Genomic DNA, 20,372 nt, shown 5'->3' with positions numbered 1-20,372 from the left:
ATGCACCGCGCCGCCAGCATTGCGCCCGCACTGGACGCGTTGCGCGAACGGCACGCCGACCGCCGAAAGGCCGCCATTGCAGCCTTTCGCGAACACTTGCGCCCCGATACCCTGCTTACCTCCCTACGCCGCAATGCCGATCAGACGCTACGCGATCTGGTGAAACTGCACCCGCTTCCCGCGCACGCCACCCTGGCGGCGGTCGGTGGCTATGGACGCGGCGAGCTCTTCCCCTATTCCGACGTCGACGTGCTGGTGCTGTTGCGAGGCACGGCAAGCGAGGACGACTCAGCGCGTATCGCCGCCCTGATCGCGGCCATGTGGGACCTGGGCCTGGAGCCCGGACACAGCGTGCGCACCGTGGCCGATTGTCAGCAGGAGGCGGCAAGCGATATCACGGTCGAAACCGCGCTGCTCGAGGCGAGATGGCTGGCCGGCAGCAAGGATCTATTCAAGCACCTGCGCAGCACCATGCAGGAGCAACTGGATGTGCAGATGTTCTTCCAGGCGAAACGGGCTGAAATGCAGCAGCGTCATGCGCGCCATCAGGACACGCCTTACGCTCTGGAGCCCAACTGCAAGGAATCGCCCGGCGGGTTGCGCGATCTCCAGGTCCTGCTGTGGCTGGCTCAGGCAGCCGGCCTTGGTCGCAGCTGGCGCGAAATCGCGCGCAGCGATTGGCTCATGCCTTCGGAGTATCGATCCCTGCGGCGCGCCGAACAGGCATTCAAACGCCTGCGCATCGAGCTGCACCTGCTGGCCGGCCGCCGCGAGGACCGCGTGCTGTTTGACCTGCAGCCCGGCCTGGCCAGGATATACGGCTTCGAGCCCGCGCGTGGCCGCCGGCCCAGCGAAATACTGATGCAGCGCTATTACTGGGCGGCGCGAGTGGTAAGCCAGCTCAATGTCATCCTTATGCAAAGCATGGAGGAGCGCCTGTTTCCGCTGGGCGAGGACCAGACACGCCGTATCGACGACGATTTCTGCATCGTGCGCGGCCGGCTCGGCACCTATCGCGAGGATGCGTTCGAGCGCAATCCGGCGCTGTTGTTCCGCGCCTTTCTGGTCATGCAGGAACACCCGGAAATCGAGGGCACGACGGCGCGGACCCAACGGGCGATGTGGCATGCGCGGCACCGCATCGATGCGCAATTCCGGCGCAATCCGATCAACCGGCGACAATTTCTTCAGATTCTGCAGCAACCACGGGGGATCGTGCATGCGCTGCGCCGCATGACCATGCTGAACATTCTGCCCCGCTACCTGCCAGTGTTCCGGCGCATCGTGGGACAGATGCAGCACGACCTTTTCCATATCTACACGGTCGACCAGCATATCCTCATGGTCGTGCGCAATCTGCGCCGCTTCACCATGCCCGAGCACGCTCAGGAGTACCCGTTTGCCAGCCAATTGATGGCCAGTTTCGACAGCCCCTGGCTGTTGTATGTTGCGGCGCTGTTCCACGATATCGCGAAAGGGCGTGGTGGGGATCATTCCGAACTGGGCGCGCGCGAGGTGCGTCGGTTTTGCAATGACCATGGCATAGAACGGCGGGACAAGGAGCTGCTCGTGTTTCTGGTGCGTCAGCACCTGACCATGTCCATGGTTGCTCAAAAGCGGGACCTGAGCGATCCCGACGTGGTGCGCCATTTTGTTCAGGTGGTGGGCAACGAACGGCGCCTGACCGCGCTATATCTCCTGACCGTAGCGGATATCCGGGGCACAAGCCCCAAAGTCTGGAATGCCTGGAAAGGCAAGCTGCTCGAGGATTTATATCGCCTCACACTGGTCATGCTGGGCGGACCGCAGCCTGACCGGAGCACGGTGTTGGAGCAGCGCAAGCAGGCCGCCGCGACCGAAATTCGCAAAATGGGACTGCGCGACGAAAGCCGCGATGCTTTCTGGCGCGAGCTGGATGTGGCTTACTTTTTGCGGCACGATGCCAGCGAAATTGCCTGGCATACCCGCCATCTGTATTATCGTGTCGCCTCGGAAGAGCCGGTGGTGAAGGCGCGTGTCGTGGGCCTGAATGAAGCGTTGCAGATCATGGTTTACACGCGGGATCGCCGCGATCTATTCGTAACCATGTGCCGGTATTTCGAGCGTCGCGTGCTGAGCGTACTGGACGCTCGCGTACATACGACGCGGCACGGCTGGGCACTGGACAGCTTTATTGTGCTGCTGCCCGCGCATGACAAAGACTATCGTTCCAATGCATCGCTGGTCGAGCACGAACTGGCGCAGGCGCTGATCAGCGACGAGCAGTCCGGCGTGGATGTGAACGAGGCATCAATGCCCAGGCGCCCCGGATCGCGGCGGGCGCGCGTGTTCCCGATTGTTCCCAATGTCAGCCTGCAGCCCGACGAGCGCAGCGCATCCTGGCGGCTTTCCGTCACGGCCTCCGACCGCCCGGGATTGCTGCATGGCATGGCTCGCGTTTTCGCGCGCAACCGCATCGAACTCAAAATGGCCAAGATCATGACGCTAGGCGATCGGGTCGAGGACATCTTCATTGTGGAAGGCGATATCCTTGGCCACCCGCGCGAGCAGTTGCGCTTTGAACGTGACCTGCTCGCCATGCTGGATACCAGATGAACGCAACGCCCGTCTTGCGGTCCATACCTGTTTGTACGGCCTTGTGTGCCCGTACCGTCAAATCTTCCTGAACAGAGAATCTCATGAGCATGTTACGCCGTCCTACCGCCCTTCTCCATCTGGTCGCACTGCTGTGCGTAACGGCGGTGGGTATTGCGCTAGTATCCCAGCATGTCTTCGATATGATGCCTTGTGCATGGTGCGTGTTGCAGCGGCTTGTTTTCCTGGTGATTGCTGTTGTGTGCTGGCTGGGAATCTGGCTGTCGCGCGCCAGCCCCCTGGGACTGCGGCTGGCTGCCGTGCTGGCGGCGGCGCTGAGCGTGTGCGGCGTGGCGGCGGCCTGGTATCAATACACCGTGGCGTCGAATCTGTTTTCTTGCGATTTGACCTTCGCGGATCGTTTTATTGCCGGCTCGGGATTGGATGCCGCATTGCCCTGGCTCTTCGGCATTTACGCAACATGCGCGGATGCGCGGGTAGCATTGATGGGCGTGGAATATTCGCTTTGGGGAATGGGGTTGTTTGTGGCCACCGGCGTGCTTGGCGTGGTGGCGCTGCTGGTTTCCTTGCGCGAAACGCAGGGTGCGGCTTGAGTAAAAACAAGAGGGGGCGACCGGTCTGGCGCCGGCCGCTGCGGGAAAGATTAGTCGTCTTTCTCAGATGTTGACATCTCGCCTGCGGGTTGAGCGTGCCCTCGGGTCTGCTCCAGGCGCTGGAGGTAAGCCTCGTCGATGTCGCCCGTGACGTAATCACCCGTGAAGCATGATGATTCGAAGCCGCGGATAGCCGGATTGAGATCACGGATGGATTGCTCGAGATCCTCTATGTTCTGGTAAACGAGCCCATTGGCGCCGATTTCGCGGGCAATGTCGGCGGTATCCCTGCCTACTGCAATCAGCTCGCTGCGGGTGGGCATGTCGATACCGTAGACGTTGGGAAACCGCACGGGCGGCGCGGCGGAAGCGAAGAACACTTTATTCGCACCGGCGGCACGGGCCATATCGACAATTTCCCGGCTGGTGGTGCCGCGAACAATGGAATCGTCAACGAGCAGCACGTTCTTGCCTCTGAACTCCATGTCGATGGCACTGAGCTTCTGGCGCACGGATTTCTTGCGGACGGCTTGGCCAGGCATGATGAAGGTGCGGCCGACGTAGCGGTTCTTGATAAAGCCCTCCCGATAATCCAGGCCCAGATGCGATGCCAGCTGCATGGCAGACGGGCGCGACGAATCGGGGATGGGCATGACCACATCTATCTCCCCCAGACGCAATGCCTTGGCGACATTGTCGGCGAGGTATTCACCCATGCGCAGACGGGCATGATAAATGGAAACAGTGTCCATGACCGAGTCGGGGCGTGCAAAGTAAACATACTCAAAGACACAGGGCGTGAGCTCAGGCGCCTCAGCACACTGGCGGCTGGCAAGCTTACCGTCGATATCGATGAATATGGCCTCGCCGGGCTGAACGTCACGCACAAGGTTGTAACCGCATCCGGTCAGGGCGACAGATTCGGAGGCAACCATCCATTCCGTACCATCATCGGTTTCGCGCGACCCCAGACACAGTGGCCTGATGCCATGCGGATCCCGAAAGGCCACAATGCCGTAGCTGGCGATCTGGGCAATGACGGCATATGCGCCGCGAGCGCGCCGATGCACGGCGGCAACGGCCTTGAATATGGCATCTTCGTTCAGTGTTCCGCCGCTGGATGCCATCTGCAGCTCATGCGCGAAAACATTGAGCAGAACCTCCGAGTCGGAGTTCGTGTTGATGTGACGCCGATCGATCTTGAAGAGCGCTTCACGCAGTTCACGCCAATTGGTGAGATTGCCATTATGAACAAATGTGATGCCGAACGGCGCATTGACATAAAACGGCTGCGCTTCGTCGACACTGTCGCTGGAGCCGGCAGTGGGATAGCGCACCTGGCCAAGCCCGCTGTTGCCAGGCAAGGAGCGCATGTTGCGGGTTCGGAAGACGTCGCGCACCAGTCCATGCGCCTTGTACATATTGAAGAACTGCTCATGTGAGGTCGAGATGCCGGCGGCATCCTGCCCTCTGTGCTGCAGCAGCAACAGGCTGTCATAGATCAATTGGTTGACGGGGCTGGCGCCTGCAACCCCTACGATTCCACACATGCTGGATTCCTGTGAAGGTAAATGTAATCTGCCTGCTTAGTAAGGCAGCCACTCCGCCAGCGACGGCGGAAGAAGCTGCTTGATATGTTGTATGCCGCGCACCGCCGTCCCCGACAGCCTAGCCTGCTGCCACCACGGCTCCTTGGGCAGTTCGGTATAGCCCGCAAGGCCAACAAGCACAAGAACGAAAACCATGCCGCGAAGCAGGCCGAACAAGGCGCCCAGGCCGTGGTCGGCGGGCGTCAGGCCTGTTTTGGAGATTAGCGTGCCAAGTAGTACGTTGACGAGCCCTACGAGCAGCAGCACGACGATGAATACCAGCCCATAAGCCGCAGCGGCGCGCACCAACGGATTCACCAGCCACGCACCCATCCATTCGGCGGCGCGAGGCCCCCACCAGATAGCGGCCATGAATGCCACCACATAGGCCAGCAATGACAGCACCTCTTTGACCAGGCCGCGCAGCAATCCGAGAAATGCGGAAAGTGCCAGGATGCCCAGGACGAGATAGTCGAAAGTGGTCACTGACTTGATATGAAGCCGTTGTCATAGCCCAATGCCCGCAATCTGGCCTGCGCCGCTTGGGCCGCATCATGGGTGGGGAATGGCCCCACGCGCAGACGATATGTCGGCTTGCCGTGCGAGGTGGCTTTCTGCACGTAGGCATTGGTTACCCCAGCGCTGGCCAGTTTGTCGCGGCGCGACTGTGCATCAGCCTCGGTGGAATACGCGGCGATCTGCAGCACATAGTTGCCGCGCTCAGGCGCCGAGGCAGCGGGCTTGGGCGGAACCTTGCCCTGAAGTATGGCCAGCGCCCTGGATCCGTCGTCGGTACGTTGCGTATCGCCGGCTGCCGGCTTGGGCTCAGATTTGGGCTTGGGCTCGGGCTTGGATTCCGGCTTGGGCTTGGGCTCAGGCTTGGGTTCGGGTTTGGCGGCGGGCTCGGGGCTGGTTTCTGGCGCCTGTATTGCATCGTCGGTGCGCTCAGCGTCTTCCGTGGCGCCGGCATCCGCCGCTTGCCCGCTGGCATTGCTGTCCGGCTCAACCATGCCAGAATTGGCATCGGGTTGGGCTGGTGTGGGCACTTGGCCTTGATCAGCCGGTGTGTTGGCAGCCAGCGAGCCCGGATCGGTGGATGGCGGCTGAATGGACGGAACAACGACCGGCGTGGCAGGCTGTTCGGGCTCTGTGGGTGAATCGAACAGCATTGGCACAATGACCACCGCAGCCAGAACCAGTACCAGGGCGCCGATAAGGCGGCTACGGGCGCGGCTGCGCAATTCGTTGGCCTGTGCCTCGCTGGACAATGCGGAACGGGAGGCCGGACGGCGCTCCGGCCGGGAAGCAGACTCGTTGCGGGAGAACAGACCCATGAGCAGAAACCTATGCTGAATGCGGGCAGCGGCCAGGCAGCCCGGATGTGCCTGGAAAGTCAAGCATCTATACGGCCCAGCGCGTCAAGCACCGGGCCAACTGTGGCAAAAGAACCGAACACGAGAATTCTATCATTCCCGGAGGCATTGCCTTGCGCCGCAGTAAAGGCCTGTACCGGATTTACAAAACTTGACACAGTGGCCTGATCGGCGGACACCGCGGCGGGCGCATGGGCGCGCACCCCGGGGGATGAGGAAGCGGGCGGTGTTTCGTCTTGCACGGACGGGCTGCCTGCGCCTTGCTCCCGCTGGGCGCCATCCGCGGCAACGAGCGCCGACCGGGCCGCCAGAACACTGCGAACATGGCCGGCGAGCGCCTCGCCTGACGTGGCACGCGGGCCTTCGAGCGAGGCGCAATACCAGTGATCGACACGGCTGGCCAACTTGCCGATGACGCCGTCGATATCCTTGTCGGACAGCATACCGATCACGGCATGAGTACGCGCGAAATGCCCCATGTTATCCAGATTCTGGCCGAGCGCCGCCGCAGCGTGAGGGTTGTGAGCGACGTCGAGCACGACCACCGGCGTGCCGGGCAGTATCTGCAGCCGACCGGGCAGCGCCACCTGCGCCAGCCCTTCGCGCACAGACTGCTGCGGCACGGCGAGCTTGGGGCGCAAGGCTTCGAGCGCCGCCAGCGCGGCACTGGCATTGAGCAGCTGGTTGGCACCGCGCAATGCCGGATAGGCCAGCGCGTTGCGCCGTTGCGCTCTGCCGCCGTACGCCCATTGCTGCCTGTCGCCGGAGTAGTTGAAGTCCTTGCCGAACAACCACAGATCGGCGCCGATCTCGCCGGCATAGTCGATAATGCTGGAGGGCGGAACCGGATCCGCGCAGATGGCAGGCTTGCCCGGCCGGAAGATGTGTGCCTTCTCCCAGCCAATTTTTTCGCGTGTGTTGCCCAGGTACTGGGCATGGTCGATGTCTACACTGGTGACGATGGCGCAATCGGTGTCGATCAGATTGACGGCATCCAGGCGGCCGCCAAGGCCGACCTCGAGGATGGCGACATCCACCGCCTCCTGCTCGAAGAGCATGAGCGCAGCCAGGGTGGTGTATTCGAAATAGCTGAGGGTAACATCGCCCCGCCCTGCTTCGATACGCTGGAACTGCGCAATGATGGACGCATCGCCCGCGTTGACCCCGTTGACACGGATACGCTCGTTGAAGGAAATGAGATGTGGCGATGTGTACTGGCCCGTTTTGTATCCCGCCGCCTGAAGTATGGCTTCAAGCATGGCACAGGTGGAACCTTTGCCATTGGTGCCTCCCACGGTAATCTTCACGCAGGGCAAGGTGATGCCGATGCGGCGTGCCACAGTACGGATGCGATCCAGGCCAAGGTCTATGGAAACACGGTGCAGGGACTCAAGGTAGCTCAGCCAGTCCTGCAGGCTGGCGGCTTCACTTGGAACAGGAAGGGACATGGTGAATGCAGATGGAAATGGAAATGGGGCAGATGCCGATATTAGCACCTGCCACATATGGCGCCCGGTTGAGCTTTACTTGCGCCTTGCTGGGGGAATGTCGGTGCAGCTGCCTTCCGCCACCTCCGCCGCCATGCCTATGGACTCGCCCAAGGTGGGATGCGGATGTATGGTCTTGCCGATATCCACCGCATCCGCGCCCATTTCAATTGCCAGGACGACCTCGCTGATAAGATCTCCGGCGTGGGTGCCCACAATGCCGCCGCCGACGATGCGGTGTGTGTCCGCGTCGAACAGCAGTTTGGTAAAGCCTTCATCCCGGCCGTTTGCAATGGCACGCCCGGAAGCGGCCCAGGGAAACAGCCCCTTCTCGATCTTGATCCCGCGGTCACGCGCCTGCTCTTCGGTGAGCCCCACCCAGGCCACTTCCGGATCGGTGTAAGCCACCGACGGAATGACGCGCGCATCGAAGAAGCTTTTCTGCCCCGCAATGGCTTCTGCGGCAACGTGTCCTTCGTGCACAGCCTTGTGCGCGAGCATGGGCTGGCCCACGATATCGCCGATGGCGTAGATATGCGATACGTTGGTGCGCATCTGGGTGTCAACGTCGATAAAGCCGCGATCCGTCACCGCGATGCCAGCCTTGTCCGCGCCTATGCGCTTGCCGTTGGGAGCCCGCCCAACCGCTTGCAGCACCAGATCGTAGCGCTGAGGCCCTTCAGGCGCGCCCTCTCCCTCGAACTCGACCCAGATGCCGTCGTCTTTCGCCGCGGCGTTCACAGTGCGGGTATTGAGCATGACGCGGTCGAAGCGTCTTTTGTTCATCTTTTCCCATACTTTGACCAGGTCGCGGTCGGCACCCAGCATGAGGGCATTCTGCATCTCGACCACATCCAGGCGAGTTCCCAGAGCCGAGTAGACAGTGCCCATCTCCTGCCCTATGATGCCACCGCCGATGACCAGCATTTTTTCGGGAATGGATGCCAGCTGCAGTGCGCCTGTTGAGTCGACGACGCGCGAATCATCGGGCAGGAATGGCAGTTTCACCGACTGGCTGCCCGCCGCAATGATGGCCGATGCAAACCGGATGGTCTGCGTTGCGCCGTCGGCGGACTTGACAGTCAGGTGATGCGGGTCGGCAAACGCCCCCACACCGGTCACCACCTTGACCTTGCGAGCCTTCGCCATGCCCGCGAGGCCGCCGGTAAGCTTGCCTACCACGCCGTCCTTGTAAGCACGCAGGCCATCAAGATCGATGGCGGGTTTCTCGAAGCTGATGCCATGCTTGACCAATGACTGCGCCTCTTCCATGACTGCCGCCGTGTGCAGAAGCGCCTTGGATGGAATGCAGCCTACATTCAAGCATACGCCGCCCAGCGTGCTGTAGCGCTCGACAAGCACCACCGACAGCCCAAGGTCGGCGGCGCGGAACGCTGCGGAATAACCGCCAGGGCCTGCGCCCAGCACCAGGACATCGCACTGCGCGTCTGCGCTGCCCTCGAATGCCGCAGCGGCCGGAGCCTGCGCTGGCGTGGAATCGCCCGCGGCCGGTCGGTCCTTATCCGCCGCCTTCGACGGCTGCTTGTCGCGCTCCGCCGGCTGCTTGCTTGCATCGGGCTCGTCCCGTGCCGGCGCCGGCTGCTCCTCGGTGGCCTCCAGGCGCACCATGGGTGAACCTTCGGCAACCTTGTCGCCGACCTTGACCAGCACCTCCTTGACCACCCCGCCCTGTGCTGCGGGAATTTCCATGGAGGCCTTGTCGGACTCGACCGTGATCAGGCTTTGTTCCGCCTCGACCGTGTCGCCTTCGGCGACCAGTACCTCGATGACTTCCACCTCGGCAAAGTCGCCGATATCCGGTACATTCAGCTCCTTGATGCTCATGGCGGCTCCTATAGCGCGATACGGCGGAAGTCGGCCAGCAGGCCGCACAGGTAGGCGTTGAAGCGTGCCGCGGCGGCACCGTCGATGACGCGATGGTCATAGGACAGCGACAGCGGCACCATGAGCCTGGGAACAAAGGCCGAACCGTCCCAGACAGGTTCGAAGGACGAGCGGGACACCCCCAATATTGCCACTTCCGGCGCATTGATGATGGGTGTGAATGAGGTGCCCCCTATGCCGCCGAGCGACGAAATGGAGAAGCACCCGCCCTGCATCTGTCCAGGTGAGAGTTTGCCTTCGCGCGCAAGGCCCGCCAGTTCGGCCGTTTCCTGCGCCAGATCCAGCACGCCCTTCTTGTCGGCATCGCGTATAACAGGCACGACAAGGCCATTGGGCGTATCGGCGGCAAAACCGATATGGAAGTACTGTTTGAGGACCAGGTTGTCGCCATCGATGGAGGCGTTGAATTCGGGAAATTTCTTCAATGCCGCAACCACGGCCTTGATGATGAAGGCAAGCATGGTGACTTTGATGCCCGACTTCTTGTTTTCTTCGTTCAAGGTCTTGCGCAAGGCTTCGAGCTCGGTGATATCCGCGCGATCGTTATTGGTGACATGGGGAATCATCACCCAGTTGCGGTGCAGATTGGCTCCCGAGATTTTCTTGATACGGGACAAAGGCTTGGTTTCGATCTCGCCGAACTTGGTGAAATCCACTTTGGGCCAGCCCAGTACGCTGAGGCCGCCTGCGCCCGCTCCAGCCTGGGCCGTCGGCACGCTGCCTGAGTTGGACAATGATCGTTTGACGAACTGACGCACATCGTCCTGAGTGATTCGATTTTTCGCACCGGAGCCACGCACCAGCTTGAGATCCACACCCAGCTCGCGCGCAAACTTGCGCACTGAAGGTGAGGCATGCGGCAAATTGCGCAGCGGGACATCCGCCTGTGCAAACGACTCGGTGGGCGAATGCCGCTCGGGCGGTGTGGAGGCAAGGCCGCCCTCGCCATCTCCACCGGACAGCACGGCAGCGTGCTGCGGCGACGAGGGCCGGGATGATTCCTGCTCCTGAGCCGGCACGTCGTCTCGCGTGGCTTCTCCCGGGGTCGGGGCCGAGTCCGAGGATTCGGCGGCCTTGGCCGGCGCGGCATCGCCTGCGGCCTTCAGCTCGACGATATCGCTGCCTTGGCTGACTTTGTCGCCAAGTTTGACCTTGATGGCCGTGACCGTGCCTGCGTGAGATGACGGTACCTCCATGGAGGCCTTATCGGATTCGACCGTAATCAGGCTTTGGTCTACCTCGACGGTATCGCCCACCTTCACCAGAATTTCGATGACATCGACATCGGTGGCATCGCCGATATCGGGCACCGATACCGTGACGGCGCTGCCTTCGCCCGCCGTGCCTTCGGCGGGCTTGGCTGCCTGTCGGGCGGCCTTGTCGCCGTCCCGCGGTGCCTTGTCCACAGGCGCATTCTTGACCTCCGGCGCCGGCGCGGGCTCTTTCTCCGGCTGCTTGGCCTCACCCTTGCTCTCTGCGGGCGCGCTGGCTTCCAACTCCAGGATGACCGAGCCCTGGCGAACCTTATCGCCCACCTTCACTTTCAGGGATTTGATGACGCCGCCCTGCGATGCCGGAATTTCCATGGAGGCCTTGTCCGACTCGACTGTGATCAGGCTTTGCTCCGCCTCGACCGTATCGCCTTCGGCGACCAGCACCTCGATAACCTCGACTTCGTCGAAATCACCGATATCCGGCACCTGAATCTCAGTGGTGTTGCTCATGTCCCTTCCCCCTTATGCATACTGCGGATTGGCTTTTTCAGGATTAATGCCATATTGCTTGATGGCCTGCGCCACCTTGGCAAGCGGCATCTTGCCTTCGTCCGCAAGGCTGCGCAGCGCAGCCAGCACCACGAAATGGCGGTCGATCTCAAAATGCTCGCGCAGCTTGGCGCGATAGTCGGAACGACCGAACCCGTCGGTTCCAAGGACATGCAGGTTGCGGCCCTTGGGCATGAAGGGACGGATCTGGTCGCCGTAGGACTTTATGTAGTCGGTGGAAATGATGACTGGCCCGGGATTGTCCTGCAGTTGCTGGGTGACATACGGCACGCGCGGCGTCTTGGCCTCAGGATGAAGCATGTTGTAGCGCTCGCAATCGAGCCCATCACGGCGCAATTCGGTGAAGCTGGTGGCGCTCCAGACGTCGGAGGCAACGCCCCAGTCGTTCTGCAGCAGCGTCTGGGCGGCCAGGACCTCGCGCAGAATGGTGCCTGAACCCATAAGCTGGACCCGCGGCTGCTTGGCATCGCCGGCCGACTTGAACTTGTACATGCCCCGAATGATGCCTTCCTCGTCGCCCGCCTTCAGGCCAGGCTGAGCGTAGTTCTCGTTCATCACCGTGATGTAGTAGAAGACATTTTCCTGGTTCTGGACCATGCGCTCCAGGCCATTGTGAACGATGACGGCGAGTTCATGGGCGAATGCGGGATCGTAGGACACGCAATTCGGGATGACGCCCGACAGTATGTGGCTGTGGCCGTCCTCGTGCTGCAGGCCTTCGCCGTTGAGCGTGGTGCGCCCGGCGGTGCCGCCCAGCAGGAAGCCGCGGCACTGCATGTCGCCGGCCGCCCAGGCCAGATCGCCCACGCGCTGGAAACCGAACATGGAGTAATAGATAAAGAACGGAATCATGATGCGGTTGTTGCTTGAGTACGAGGTGGCTGCGGCCATCCACGAACTGAACGCGCCCGCCTCGTTGATGCCTTCCTGCAGCAACTGGCCATTTTCCGTTTCACGGTAGTACATCACCTGGTCTTTGTCGACCGGTACATACTTCTGCCCTTCCGGCGCGTAGATGCCGATCTGGCGGAACAGACCCTCCATCCCGAAAGTGCGGGACTCGTCGGACAATATGGGCACGACGCGGGAGCTGAGCGTCTTGTCGCGCAGAATCTGGTTGAGCACGCGCACAAAAGCCTGGGTGGTGGAGATCTCACGGCCTTCCGCGGTCGGATCAAGGACGGCCTTGAAGACGTCGAGGCCCGGCACCGGCAGGTGCTCATCGGCCTTCTGGCGCCGGCGCGGCAGGTAGCCGCCCAGCGCTGCACGCCGATCATGCAGGTATTTCATCTCGGGCGAGTCGTCAGACGGCTTGAAATACGGCAGATCCTCAAGCTTGTCGTCCGGCACGGGGATATTGAAACGGTCGCGGAACTCTCGCACCGAGTCCATATCCAGCTTCTTCTGCTGGTGGGTGGGGTTTTTCGCCTGGCCGACCTGGCCCATGCCATAGCCCTTGATGGTCTTGGCCAGGATGACGGTGGGCTGGCCCTCGTGGTCGGACGCAGCCTTGAATGCCGCATAGACCTTGTAGGGATCATGGCCTCCGCGATTCAAGCGCCAGACATCATCGTCGCTCATACGGCTGACCATTTCGAGCAGCTTGGGGTGCTTGCCGAAGAAGTGCTCGCGCACAAACTTGCCGTCATGCGCCTTGTAGGCCTGGTATTCGCCGTCTACCGACTCTTCCATGATGCGGCGCAAAATGCCTTCCTTGTCGCGCGCCAGCAGCGGATCCCAGTAGCCACCCCAGATCAGCTTGATCACGTTCCATCCGCTGCCTCGGAAATCGCCTTCCAGTTCCTGGATGATCTTGCCATTGCCGCGCACCGGGCCATCCAGGCGCTGCAGATTGCAGTTGATGACAAAGATGAGGTTGTCGAGCTTCTCGCGGGAAGCCAGGCTGATGGCGCCCAGGGATTCGGGCTCGTCCATTTCGCCGTCTCCGCAGAACACCCAGACTTTGCGCTTGCTGGTATCGGCAATGCCGCGCGCATGCAGGTATTTCAGGAAACGCGCCTGGTAAATGGCCATGAGCGGCCCGAGGCCCATGGAAACGGTCGGAAACTGCCAGAAGTCTGGCATGAGCTTGGGATGGGGATACGAAGGCAGGCCCTTGCCATCGACCTCCTGGCGGAAATGATCCAGTTGCTCCTCGGTGAGTCGCCCTTCAAGGTAGGCGCGGCCATACATGCCGGGCGAGGAATGCCCCTGGAAATAAACGAGATCGCCACCGTGGTCCTCGGTTTCCGCATGCCAGAAATGATTCTGGCCGCAGCCTATCATGGTCGCCAGCGAGGCGAAGGACGCAATATGGCCGCCAAGGCCGCCGCCATCCGGCGGGCTGTGGCGATTGGCCTTGACGACCATTGCCATGGCGTTCCAGCGCACATAAGACCGGATGCGCTCCTCGAGTACGATATTGCCCGGATGCGGTGGCTCCAGCCCCGGTGGAATCGTGTTCACATAGGCGGTGTTAGGCGAGAATGGAATATGCGCGCCGGAACGCCGCGCCAGGTCGATGAGCCGCTCGAGCAGGAAATGAGCCCGCTCGGGCCCCTCCCGATCCAGTACGGCCTCCAGGGCCTCTAGCCATTCCTGGGTTTCCAGGTCTTCGTCATTGGAGGCGGCTGTCGCGACAGCCTGATCTAGAGAGGACATCGAGTGAACTCCTGTTCAAATGATGGGGGCCGGCGCAGACGCCAGCACATAGCTTGCCCGAGGCAATTACGTGGACCGCGCGCCATGCCGACGCCAGTCCCCATGAATACATATGCCCATTCTAGGAAAGAGCTGCCATATGTTCAAGGAAAATTTCATTTTATGATATAGGTTTTTATAATATGAAAAATTACAGGCGTTGTTACGGTCTAAAATGCGCAATAGCCTATTTTGCGCACTCGATCCGCACTTTTCCATGCCAGCCGATTCCAGAAAGTCGCTGATACCGACCACCTTCTACGACCAGGCACGTCACACACGGCGGGGCTTCTACTGGCTGACGCCTGTCATTGTGCTGGTGCTGTACCTGTGCGTGATGGGCGTATTCGTGTGGTTGCAACATCTGCACAATAACAGCGTCATGTTCGTGACGATAGACCAGGAAACACGCCAGCAGCGGCTCATCATGGTGGTGGTGGCGCTTTCGGCGCTGATCGTGCTTAGCCTGCTGGCATTATGGCGCTATACCCGCTTTCGCACCCGCGCCGAAGCCGCGCTCATCGCTGAAACCGGCTTCAGACGCGCCATGGAAAACTCCATGTCAACCGGCATGCGCGTCTTCGACATGCATGGACGCATCGCCTACGTCAATCCCGCATTCTGCCGCATGATAGGCTGGAACGAGGCCGATCTCATAGGACGGACCACACCGTTTCCCTACTGGGTGCCTGGCAGGCACGCGCAGCACCAGGAAACGCTGGACGTGCTGCTTTCAGGCCGCACGCCCAGCAGCGGCCTGGAGGTGGAAGCCCAGCGCCGCGACGGCTCGCGCTTTACCGCGCGCATGTACGTGTCTCCGCTGCGCGACCCCAACGGGCAGCAGATAGGCTGGATGACCTCCATGACCGACATTACCGAGCCCAAGCGCATACGCGAGGCGCTGACCGCTGCTCACGAACGTTTCATGACGGTGCTTGAGGGCCTGGACGATGCCATTTCGGTTGCCGCCGACACCACCGACGGATTGGAGCTGCTGTTTGCCAATCGCACTTATCGACGCTTTTTCGGCGCGCAGTCCAATGGGCACGCCGAACTGCTGGGCGGACGTCTGGGCCGTTTCACGGACGAGACCGTGGAGATTTTCTCGGATTCCGCGCAGCGCTGGTTCGAGGTGCATCACCGCATCCTGGCCTGGACCGACGGGCGCCGGGTACGGCTGCAGGTTGCCCGCGACATCACCGAAAGGCGCCAACACGAGGAAGCCTCGCGCGTGCAGCAGGAGAAGATCCAGCTGACCAGCCGCCTGACCACCATGGGGGAAATGGCATCGTCACTGGCGCATGAGCTGAATCAGCCACTGACCGCCATCAGCAACTACAGCATGGGCGCCGTGGCCATGCTGAAGGCTGGCAATCCCGATCCCGAGCGCCTGCTGTCCGCCCTCGAGAAAGCGGCGCTGCAGGCCGAGCGCGCGGGCAAAATCATTATCCGCATCCGTGAGTTCGTCAAGCGCAGCGAGCCTCGCCGCCAGCGGGTGCACGTCATGCGCATCGTAGAAAATGCGGTCGGCTTCGCGGACATCGATGCGCGCAAGCGGCAGGTGGAAATCGCGCTGCATGTGCCCGAAGCCATTCCCGATGTCATGGCCGATCCCATTCTCATCGAGCAGGTACTATTGAACCTGCTCAAGAATGGCGTGGAAGCCATGGAAAAAAGCGAATACCGTACTTTGCACCTCGTCATCACCGACCAGAGCCCGCTGGTAGAGATTGCGGTTATAGATCGCGGTCACGGCCTGAAGGATCCCGAACGTCTCTTCGAACCCTTCTATAGCACCAAATCCGAAGGACTCGGCATGGGCCTGAATATCTGCCGTACTATTATCGAGTCCCATCATGGCCGGCTATGGGCCGCCAAGAACCCCGAAGGGGGTACTATTTTTCGTTTCACCCTGCCCTGCGCCGCGCCTCAAGCGCCCAGCTCGACAGAAGACACACAGGAGTTGCATGCATGACTACACTTCAAGCGCCCAACACCATATTCATCGTGGACGACGATGAAGCAGTGCGCGATTCCCTGCGTTGGCTGCTCGAGGCCAATGGGTACCGGGTGCGCAGCTTCAGCGGGGCCGAGGAATTCCTCAATGCCTACGAGCCCGAACAGGTGGGCGTGCTGATCGCCGATGTCCGCATGCCTGGCATGAGCGGCCTGGAGCTTCAGGAAGAGCTCATCGCGCGCAAGGCGCCGCTTCCCATCGTTTTCATCACCGGCCACGGCGACGTTCCGATGGCGGTCTCCACCATGAAGAAAGGCGCGGTGGACTTTCTTGAAAAACCATTCAACGAGACCGACCTGCGCAACATCGTGGCACGTATGCTCGAACAGGCCGCCGAGCGTGTCAGCCAGGCCCAGGCCCAGCGCAATCAGCAGGCAGTGCTTGGCCGGCTCACGGCGCGCGAGCAACAGGTCCTGGAGCGCATCGTTGCCGGACGCCTGAACAAGCAGATCGCAGGCGATCTCAACATCAGCATCAAGACTGTGGAGGCGCACCGCGCCAACATCATGGAGAAACTGGAAGTGACCACCGTCGCCGATCTCATGAAGATAGCCCTGGCGCGTGCCGAAGGTGCCGCATGAGCGCTCGCATCATCGATGGAAAGGCCTTGGCGGAAACCATCAAGGCCGACGTTGCGGGACGTGTCCAAAGCCTGAAGAAGACTGGCATCGTCCCGGGTCTTGCCGTGGTGCTCGTGGGTGATGATCCCGCTTCCCAGGTCTACGTGCGCAACAAGGCGGCCGCTTGCGAAAAGGCGGGACTGCATTCGCGCGTCATCCGCCTCGCGGCCGACATCACAGAGGCATCGCTTCTGGACCATGTGCGGACGCTGAACGACGATGATGCTGTGCACGGCATACTGGTGCAGTTGCCGCTGCCGTCGCACATGAATGCCGCGCGCGTCATTGAGACCATCGCAGCGGCCAAGGATGTAGATGGCTTTCATGTCAGCAATGCCGGGCTGCTCATGACCGGCCAGCCGCTATTCAGACCCTGCACGCCCTACGGCATCATGAAGATGCTCGAATCCGAAGACGTGGATCTATGGGGCGCCGAGGCTGTCGTGGTGGGCGCCAGCAATATCGTCGGCAAGCCCATGGCCATGCTGATGCTTGCCAAGGGCGCGACTGTCACGCTGTGCAACTCCAAAACCCGCGATCTGGGCGCGCACACACGCCGGGCCGATGTGCTGGTTGTTGCCACCGGCAAGCCGGGTATCGTCAAGGGCGACATGATCAAGCCAGGCGCCGTGGTCATCGACGTCGGCATCAACCGCAACGCCCAGGGCAAGCTGGAAGGCGATGTTGATTTCGAATCGGCATGCCTAGTGGCCGGCGCCATCACGCCTGTGCCCGGCGGCGTAGGCCCCATGACCATCGCCATGCTGCTGGTAAACACGCTGGAAGCCGCCGAACGCAGCGCCACCCTTCAGCCAGCCTGACCCCGGGAACGAAAGCCGCCGGCGCCTGTCCATGCAAGGATATGCGCCAGTGGCGCGCCGTCCTGTATTGAACAAGCCTCATGTCACAAAATCCTCTACTCGCTCCCATTGGCCAGCTCGTGGACTACGGCGCCATACGCCCCACGCACATCGAGCCCGCCCTTGTCACCCTTATCGCACAGGCCCGCGCAGCCGTCGAATACGCCGCCGATCCGGCGCTACCTGCCGACTGGCACAGCATCATCGATCCAGTCGAAGACGCCTGTGAACGCCTGTGGCGCGCCTGGTCCGTCGCAGGACACCTGAACGCAGTCGTCAACACGCCCGAACTGCGTGCCGCCTACAACGCATGCCTGCCCCTGGTTACCGACTTCTCCACATGGATGGGCCTGCATGAGGGCCTGTATGCACAATATCGCCGCCTGCGCGACAGCGCCGCTTTCGATGCGCTCAGCCCTGTGCGCCAGCGCATCATAGAACTGGCACTGCGCGACTTCCGGCTGAGCGGCGTCGAGCTGCGGGGCGAGGCGCGCGAGCGCTATGCCGCCATCTGCGAGCGGCAGGCCCAGGCGTCTCAGAAGTTCTCCGAGAACGTTCTTGACGCGGTCGACGGATGGTCGCTATTTGTCACCGAGGCGCAGCAACTCGAAGGCATTCCGAAGGATGTGCTTGCCGCCGCGCGCGCCGCTGCCGACGCCGAAGGCAAGCCTGGCTGGAAGCTGACGCTCAAGATGCCTTGCTACCTGCCTGTCATGCAACACGCGCGCAACCGCTCGTTGCGCCAGGACATGTATCGCGCCTATGCCACCATAGCATCGGAACAAGGCCCCGCCGAGCTCGACAATTCCGCAGTCATCGAACAGCTGCTTGCGCTGCGCGCCGAAGAGGCCGCCCTGCTCGGTTTTGACAGCTATGCCGCGCTACGTCTGGAAACACGCATGGCAAACGATGCGGAGCAGGTGCTCGGCTTTCTGCGCCAGCTTGCCGCCCAGGCGAAACCATTCGCCGTGCGCGACCTTGATGCGCTGCGGGATTATGCCCACGATACCCTTGATATGCCGGCGCTTGAGCCCTGGGACATAGCCTTCGTTTCCGAGCGCATGCGCGAAGAGCGCTACGCTTATTCGGAAGATGCGCTGCGCCAGTACTTCACCGAACCCCAGGTGCTGGAGGGGTTGTTCGGCGTCATATGGCGGCTGTTCGGGGTCCGGATGCGCCGCAGCAATGCGCCGACATGGCATGCAAATGCGCAGGCGCTCGAGGTAACCACGCCAGAGGGCAATATACTGGGCTACCTGTACATCGACTTATATGCCCGCGATGGCAAGCAGGGCGGCGCCTGGGTGGATAGCGAACGCAATCGACGCGCCACGACCGGCAGCCTGCAATTGCCCGTTGCCTACCTGACCTGCAACTTCGCCTCCCCACAGCAAGGCAAGCCCGCGCTGCTCACCCACGACGATGTTATTACGCTTTTTCACGAAAGCGGCCATGCCCTGCACGCCCTGCTCTCTCAGGTTGACGAGCCCGGGGCCGCCGCATTTTCAGCCGTCGAGTGGGATGCCATTGAGCTGCCCTCACAGTTCATGGAAAACTTCTGCTGGGAGTGGTCCGTCGTACGCACCTTGTCGTCGCATGCGGATACTGGCGAGCCGCTGCCGCGCGCGCTTTTCGACAAGCTGCTTGCGGCACGCAACTTTCAGAGCGGCATGCAGATGCTGCGCCAGGTGGAATTCTCTCTGTTCGACATGCTTATCCACCGCCAGAATTCCGGATTGTCCATCGGCCAGGTGCTCGATACGCTCAACCAGGTCAGAAAAGAGGTCGCTGTGTTATTTCCGCCTTCCTGGCATCGTTTTCCGCATAATTTCTCTCATCTGTTCGCAGGCGGATACGGCGTCGGCTATTACAGCTACAAATGGGCAGAAGTGCTATCCGCGGATGCCTATGCCGCGTTCGAGGAAGCGGCGGCGCAGCGCGATGGCGAACGCGACACACTGGACCCGGCCACCGGACGCCGCTTTCTGGAAGAAATCCTTGCCGTGGGAGGGGCGAGGCCGGCAGCGGCCTCCTTCGAGGCCTTCCGGGGCCGCGCGCCCTCCATGCAGGCCCTGTTGCGCCACAGCGGGCTGGCGGCCAGCGAAGACCTATAATCGAAAGCGGGTCAGGCTGCGGCAAGCGCCCCGATCCCACCGAACATTCGCTGGATTTTCTCATGGCCACTCTGTATCGCATTCTGCTGCCCCTAATGACCGCGTTTCTGCTGTCATATGCCGGTATCGCCGGCGCGGCAGGCTCGCTTCACAAGATTCGAGGCTTTCTCCCCGACCTGCAGTTCACGCTGCAGGCCGCCGGCGGCAAGACATTGACGCAGGACGACTTCCGGGGAGACACCGTGCTGATGTTTTTCGGCTATGCCAGCTGTCCCGATGTATGCCCAACCACCATGGCTCAGCTCAGCCAAGTCATGCAGGTGCTGGGCAATGATGCGCGCAAAGTGCGCATCCTGTTCGTGAGCGTGGATCCGCATCGCGACACGCCCGATATACTGCAGGCCTACGTTGATGCCTTCGACAGCCATGCCATCGGACTTACCGGCACCGAAAGCCAGATTGCCGATCTGGCGCGCCGATACCGCGTGGCCTACCGCATAGAAAAACCCAAAGGCGACGACCCGGATAATTACGAAGTGGCACATAGCCGCGGCGTGTATTTTTTCGATGCCGAGGGTCATGCGCGCTATCTCGCGCCCGATACGGAATCCGTGCAGGTACTGGCAGATGCGGCACGCACTTTGGTGCATGAGCAAGACGGCTGACCATGCTGTGCACGCGAGCGGGCCCCAGATTCGCCCTACGCGATACCGCTTTCTGTCGGGAAGAAACAGG

14 protein-coding genes are annotated in these 20,372 nt (G+C 61.5%); 7 read left to right on the top strand and 7 right to left on the bottom strand.

Going from position 1 to position 20,372, the window contains the following annotated elements:
- Both ERD78_RS07320 and ERD78_RS07315 read left to right on the top strand, forming a co-directional pair.
- Positions 1 to 2,595, top strand: a complete 2,595-nt coding sequence (locus ERD78_RS07320; protein WP_129968626.1) for a [protein-PII] uridylyltransferase — start codon at positions 1 to 3, stop codon at positions 2,593 to 2,595.
- An 89-nt stretch (positions 2,596 to 2,684) separates the two neighbouring features.
- Positions 2,685 to 3,188 carry a disulfide bond formation protein B gene (locus ERD78_RS07315; RefSeq protein ID WP_129969086.1) on the top strand — a complete coding sequence of 168 codons (504 nt, stop codon included), beginning with the start codon at positions 2,685 to 2,687 and terminating at the stop codon, positions 3,186 to 3,188.
- A gap of 50 nt (positions 3,189 to 3,238) precedes the next feature.
- Here the strand turns inward: ERD78_RS07315 and purF are convergent, their stop codons facing one another.
- The 7 genes from purF to aceE all read right to left on the bottom strand — a co-directional run bounded on the left by purF (position 3,239) and on the right by aceE (position 13,987).
- Positions 3,239 to 4,738 (bottom strand): amidophosphoribosyltransferase, encoded by a 1,500-nt coding sequence (gene purF, locus ERD78_RS07310; RefSeq protein ID WP_129968625.1) that lies wholly within the window; start codon positions 4,736 to 4,738, stop codon positions 3,239 to 3,241.
- A gap of 36 nt (positions 4,739 to 4,774) precedes the next feature.
- On the bottom strand, positions 4,775 to 5,263 hold the full coding sequence (locus ERD78_RS07305) for a CvpA family protein (protein ID WP_129968624.1): 489 nt from the start codon (positions 5,261 to 5,263) through the stop codon (positions 4,775 to 4,777).
- The gene (locus ERD78_RS07300; RefSeq protein ID WP_425331532.1) at positions 5,260 to 6,174 is read right to left on the bottom strand and encodes an SPOR domain-containing protein; all 915 of its coding nucleotides are present in this window, start codon (positions 6,172 to 6,174) and stop codon (positions 5,260 to 5,262) included. The genes ERD78_RS07305 and ERD78_RS07300 overlap by 4 nt, the downstream gene beginning before the upstream one ends.
- Complete coding sequence (gene folC / locus ERD78_RS07295) at positions 6,171 to 7,598, bottom strand: bifunctional tetrahydrofolate synthase/dihydrofolate synthase (RefSeq protein ID WP_129968623.1); 1,428 nt, start codon at positions 7,596 to 7,598, stop codon at positions 6,171 to 6,173. Before folC ends, ERD78_RS07300 begins: the two co-directional genes overlap by 4 nt.
- Before the next feature lie 75 nt (positions 7,599 to 7,673).
- Positions 7,674 to 9,482 carry a dihydrolipoyl dehydrogenase gene (lpdA, locus tag ERD78_RS07290; protein ID WP_129968622.1) on the bottom strand — a complete coding sequence of 603 codons (1,809 nt, stop codon included), beginning with the start codon at positions 9,480 to 9,482 and terminating at the stop codon, positions 7,674 to 7,676.
- Positions 9,483 to 9,490: 8 nt separating this feature from the next.
- Positions 9,491 to 11,266, bottom strand: coding sequence for a dihydrolipoyllysine-residue acetyltransferase (gene aceF / locus ERD78_RS07285; protein WP_129968621.1), 1,776 nt, complete (start codon positions 11,264 to 11,266; stop codon positions 9,491 to 9,493).
- A 12-nt stretch (positions 11,267 to 11,278) separates the two neighbouring features.
- Complete coding sequence (gene aceE, locus ERD78_RS07280; RefSeq protein ID WP_129968620.1) at positions 11,279 to 13,987, bottom strand: pyruvate dehydrogenase (acetyl-transferring), homodimeric type; 2,709 nt, start codon at positions 13,985 to 13,987, stop codon at positions 11,279 to 11,281.
- Positions 13,988 to 14,243: 256 nt separating this feature from the next.
- Between aceE and ERD78_RS07275 the strand changes: the two genes are divergently transcribed.
- The 5 genes from ERD78_RS07275 (at position 14,244) to ERD78_RS07255 (ending at position 20,302) form a co-directional block, all read left to right on the top strand.
- The gene (locus ERD78_RS07275; protein ID WP_129968619.1) at positions 14,244 to 16,001 is read left to right on the top strand and encodes a PAS domain-containing sensor histidine kinase; all 1,758 of its coding nucleotides are present in this window, start codon (positions 14,244 to 14,246) and stop codon (positions 15,999 to 16,001) included.
- Entirely contained in the window at positions 15,998 to 16,624 is a 627-nt protein-coding gene (locus ERD78_RS07270; protein ID WP_129968618.1) for a response regulator transcription factor, read from the top strand. The genes ERD78_RS07275 and ERD78_RS07270 overlap by 4 nt, the downstream gene beginning before the upstream one ends.
- Positions 16,621 to 17,484 (top strand): bifunctional methylenetetrahydrofolate dehydrogenase/methenyltetrahydrofolate cyclohydrolase FolD, encoded by an 864-nt coding sequence (gene folD, locus ERD78_RS07265; RefSeq protein ID WP_129968617.1) that lies wholly within the window; start codon positions 16,621 to 16,623, stop codon positions 17,482 to 17,484. The genes ERD78_RS07270 and folD overlap by 4 nt, the downstream gene beginning before the upstream one ends.
- An 80-nt stretch (positions 17,485 to 17,564) precedes the next feature.
- Positions 17,565 to 19,637 carry a M3 family metallopeptidase gene (locus ERD78_RS07260; RefSeq protein WP_129968616.1) on the top strand — a complete coding sequence of 691 codons (2,073 nt, stop codon included), beginning with the start codon at positions 17,565 to 17,567 and terminating at the stop codon, positions 19,635 to 19,637.
- A gap of 62 nt (positions 19,638 to 19,699) precedes the next feature.
- Positions 19,700 to 20,302: an SCO family protein gene (locus ERD78_RS07255; RefSeq protein WP_129968615.1), complete on the top strand. Its 603-nt coding sequence runs from the start codon at positions 19,700 to 19,702 to the stop codon at positions 20,300 to 20,302.
- The last annotated feature ends 70 nt before the right edge of the window (positions 20,303 to 20,372 follow it).

It is taken from the genome of Allopusillimonas soli, from assembly GCF_004153445.1.
In the GTDB taxonomy this organism is placed as follows: Bacteria; Pseudomonadota; Gammaproteobacteria; order Burkholderiales; family Burkholderiaceae_B; genus Allopusillimonas; species Allopusillimonas soli.
This window is presented reverse-complemented; position numbering and strand designations above follow the sequence as displayed.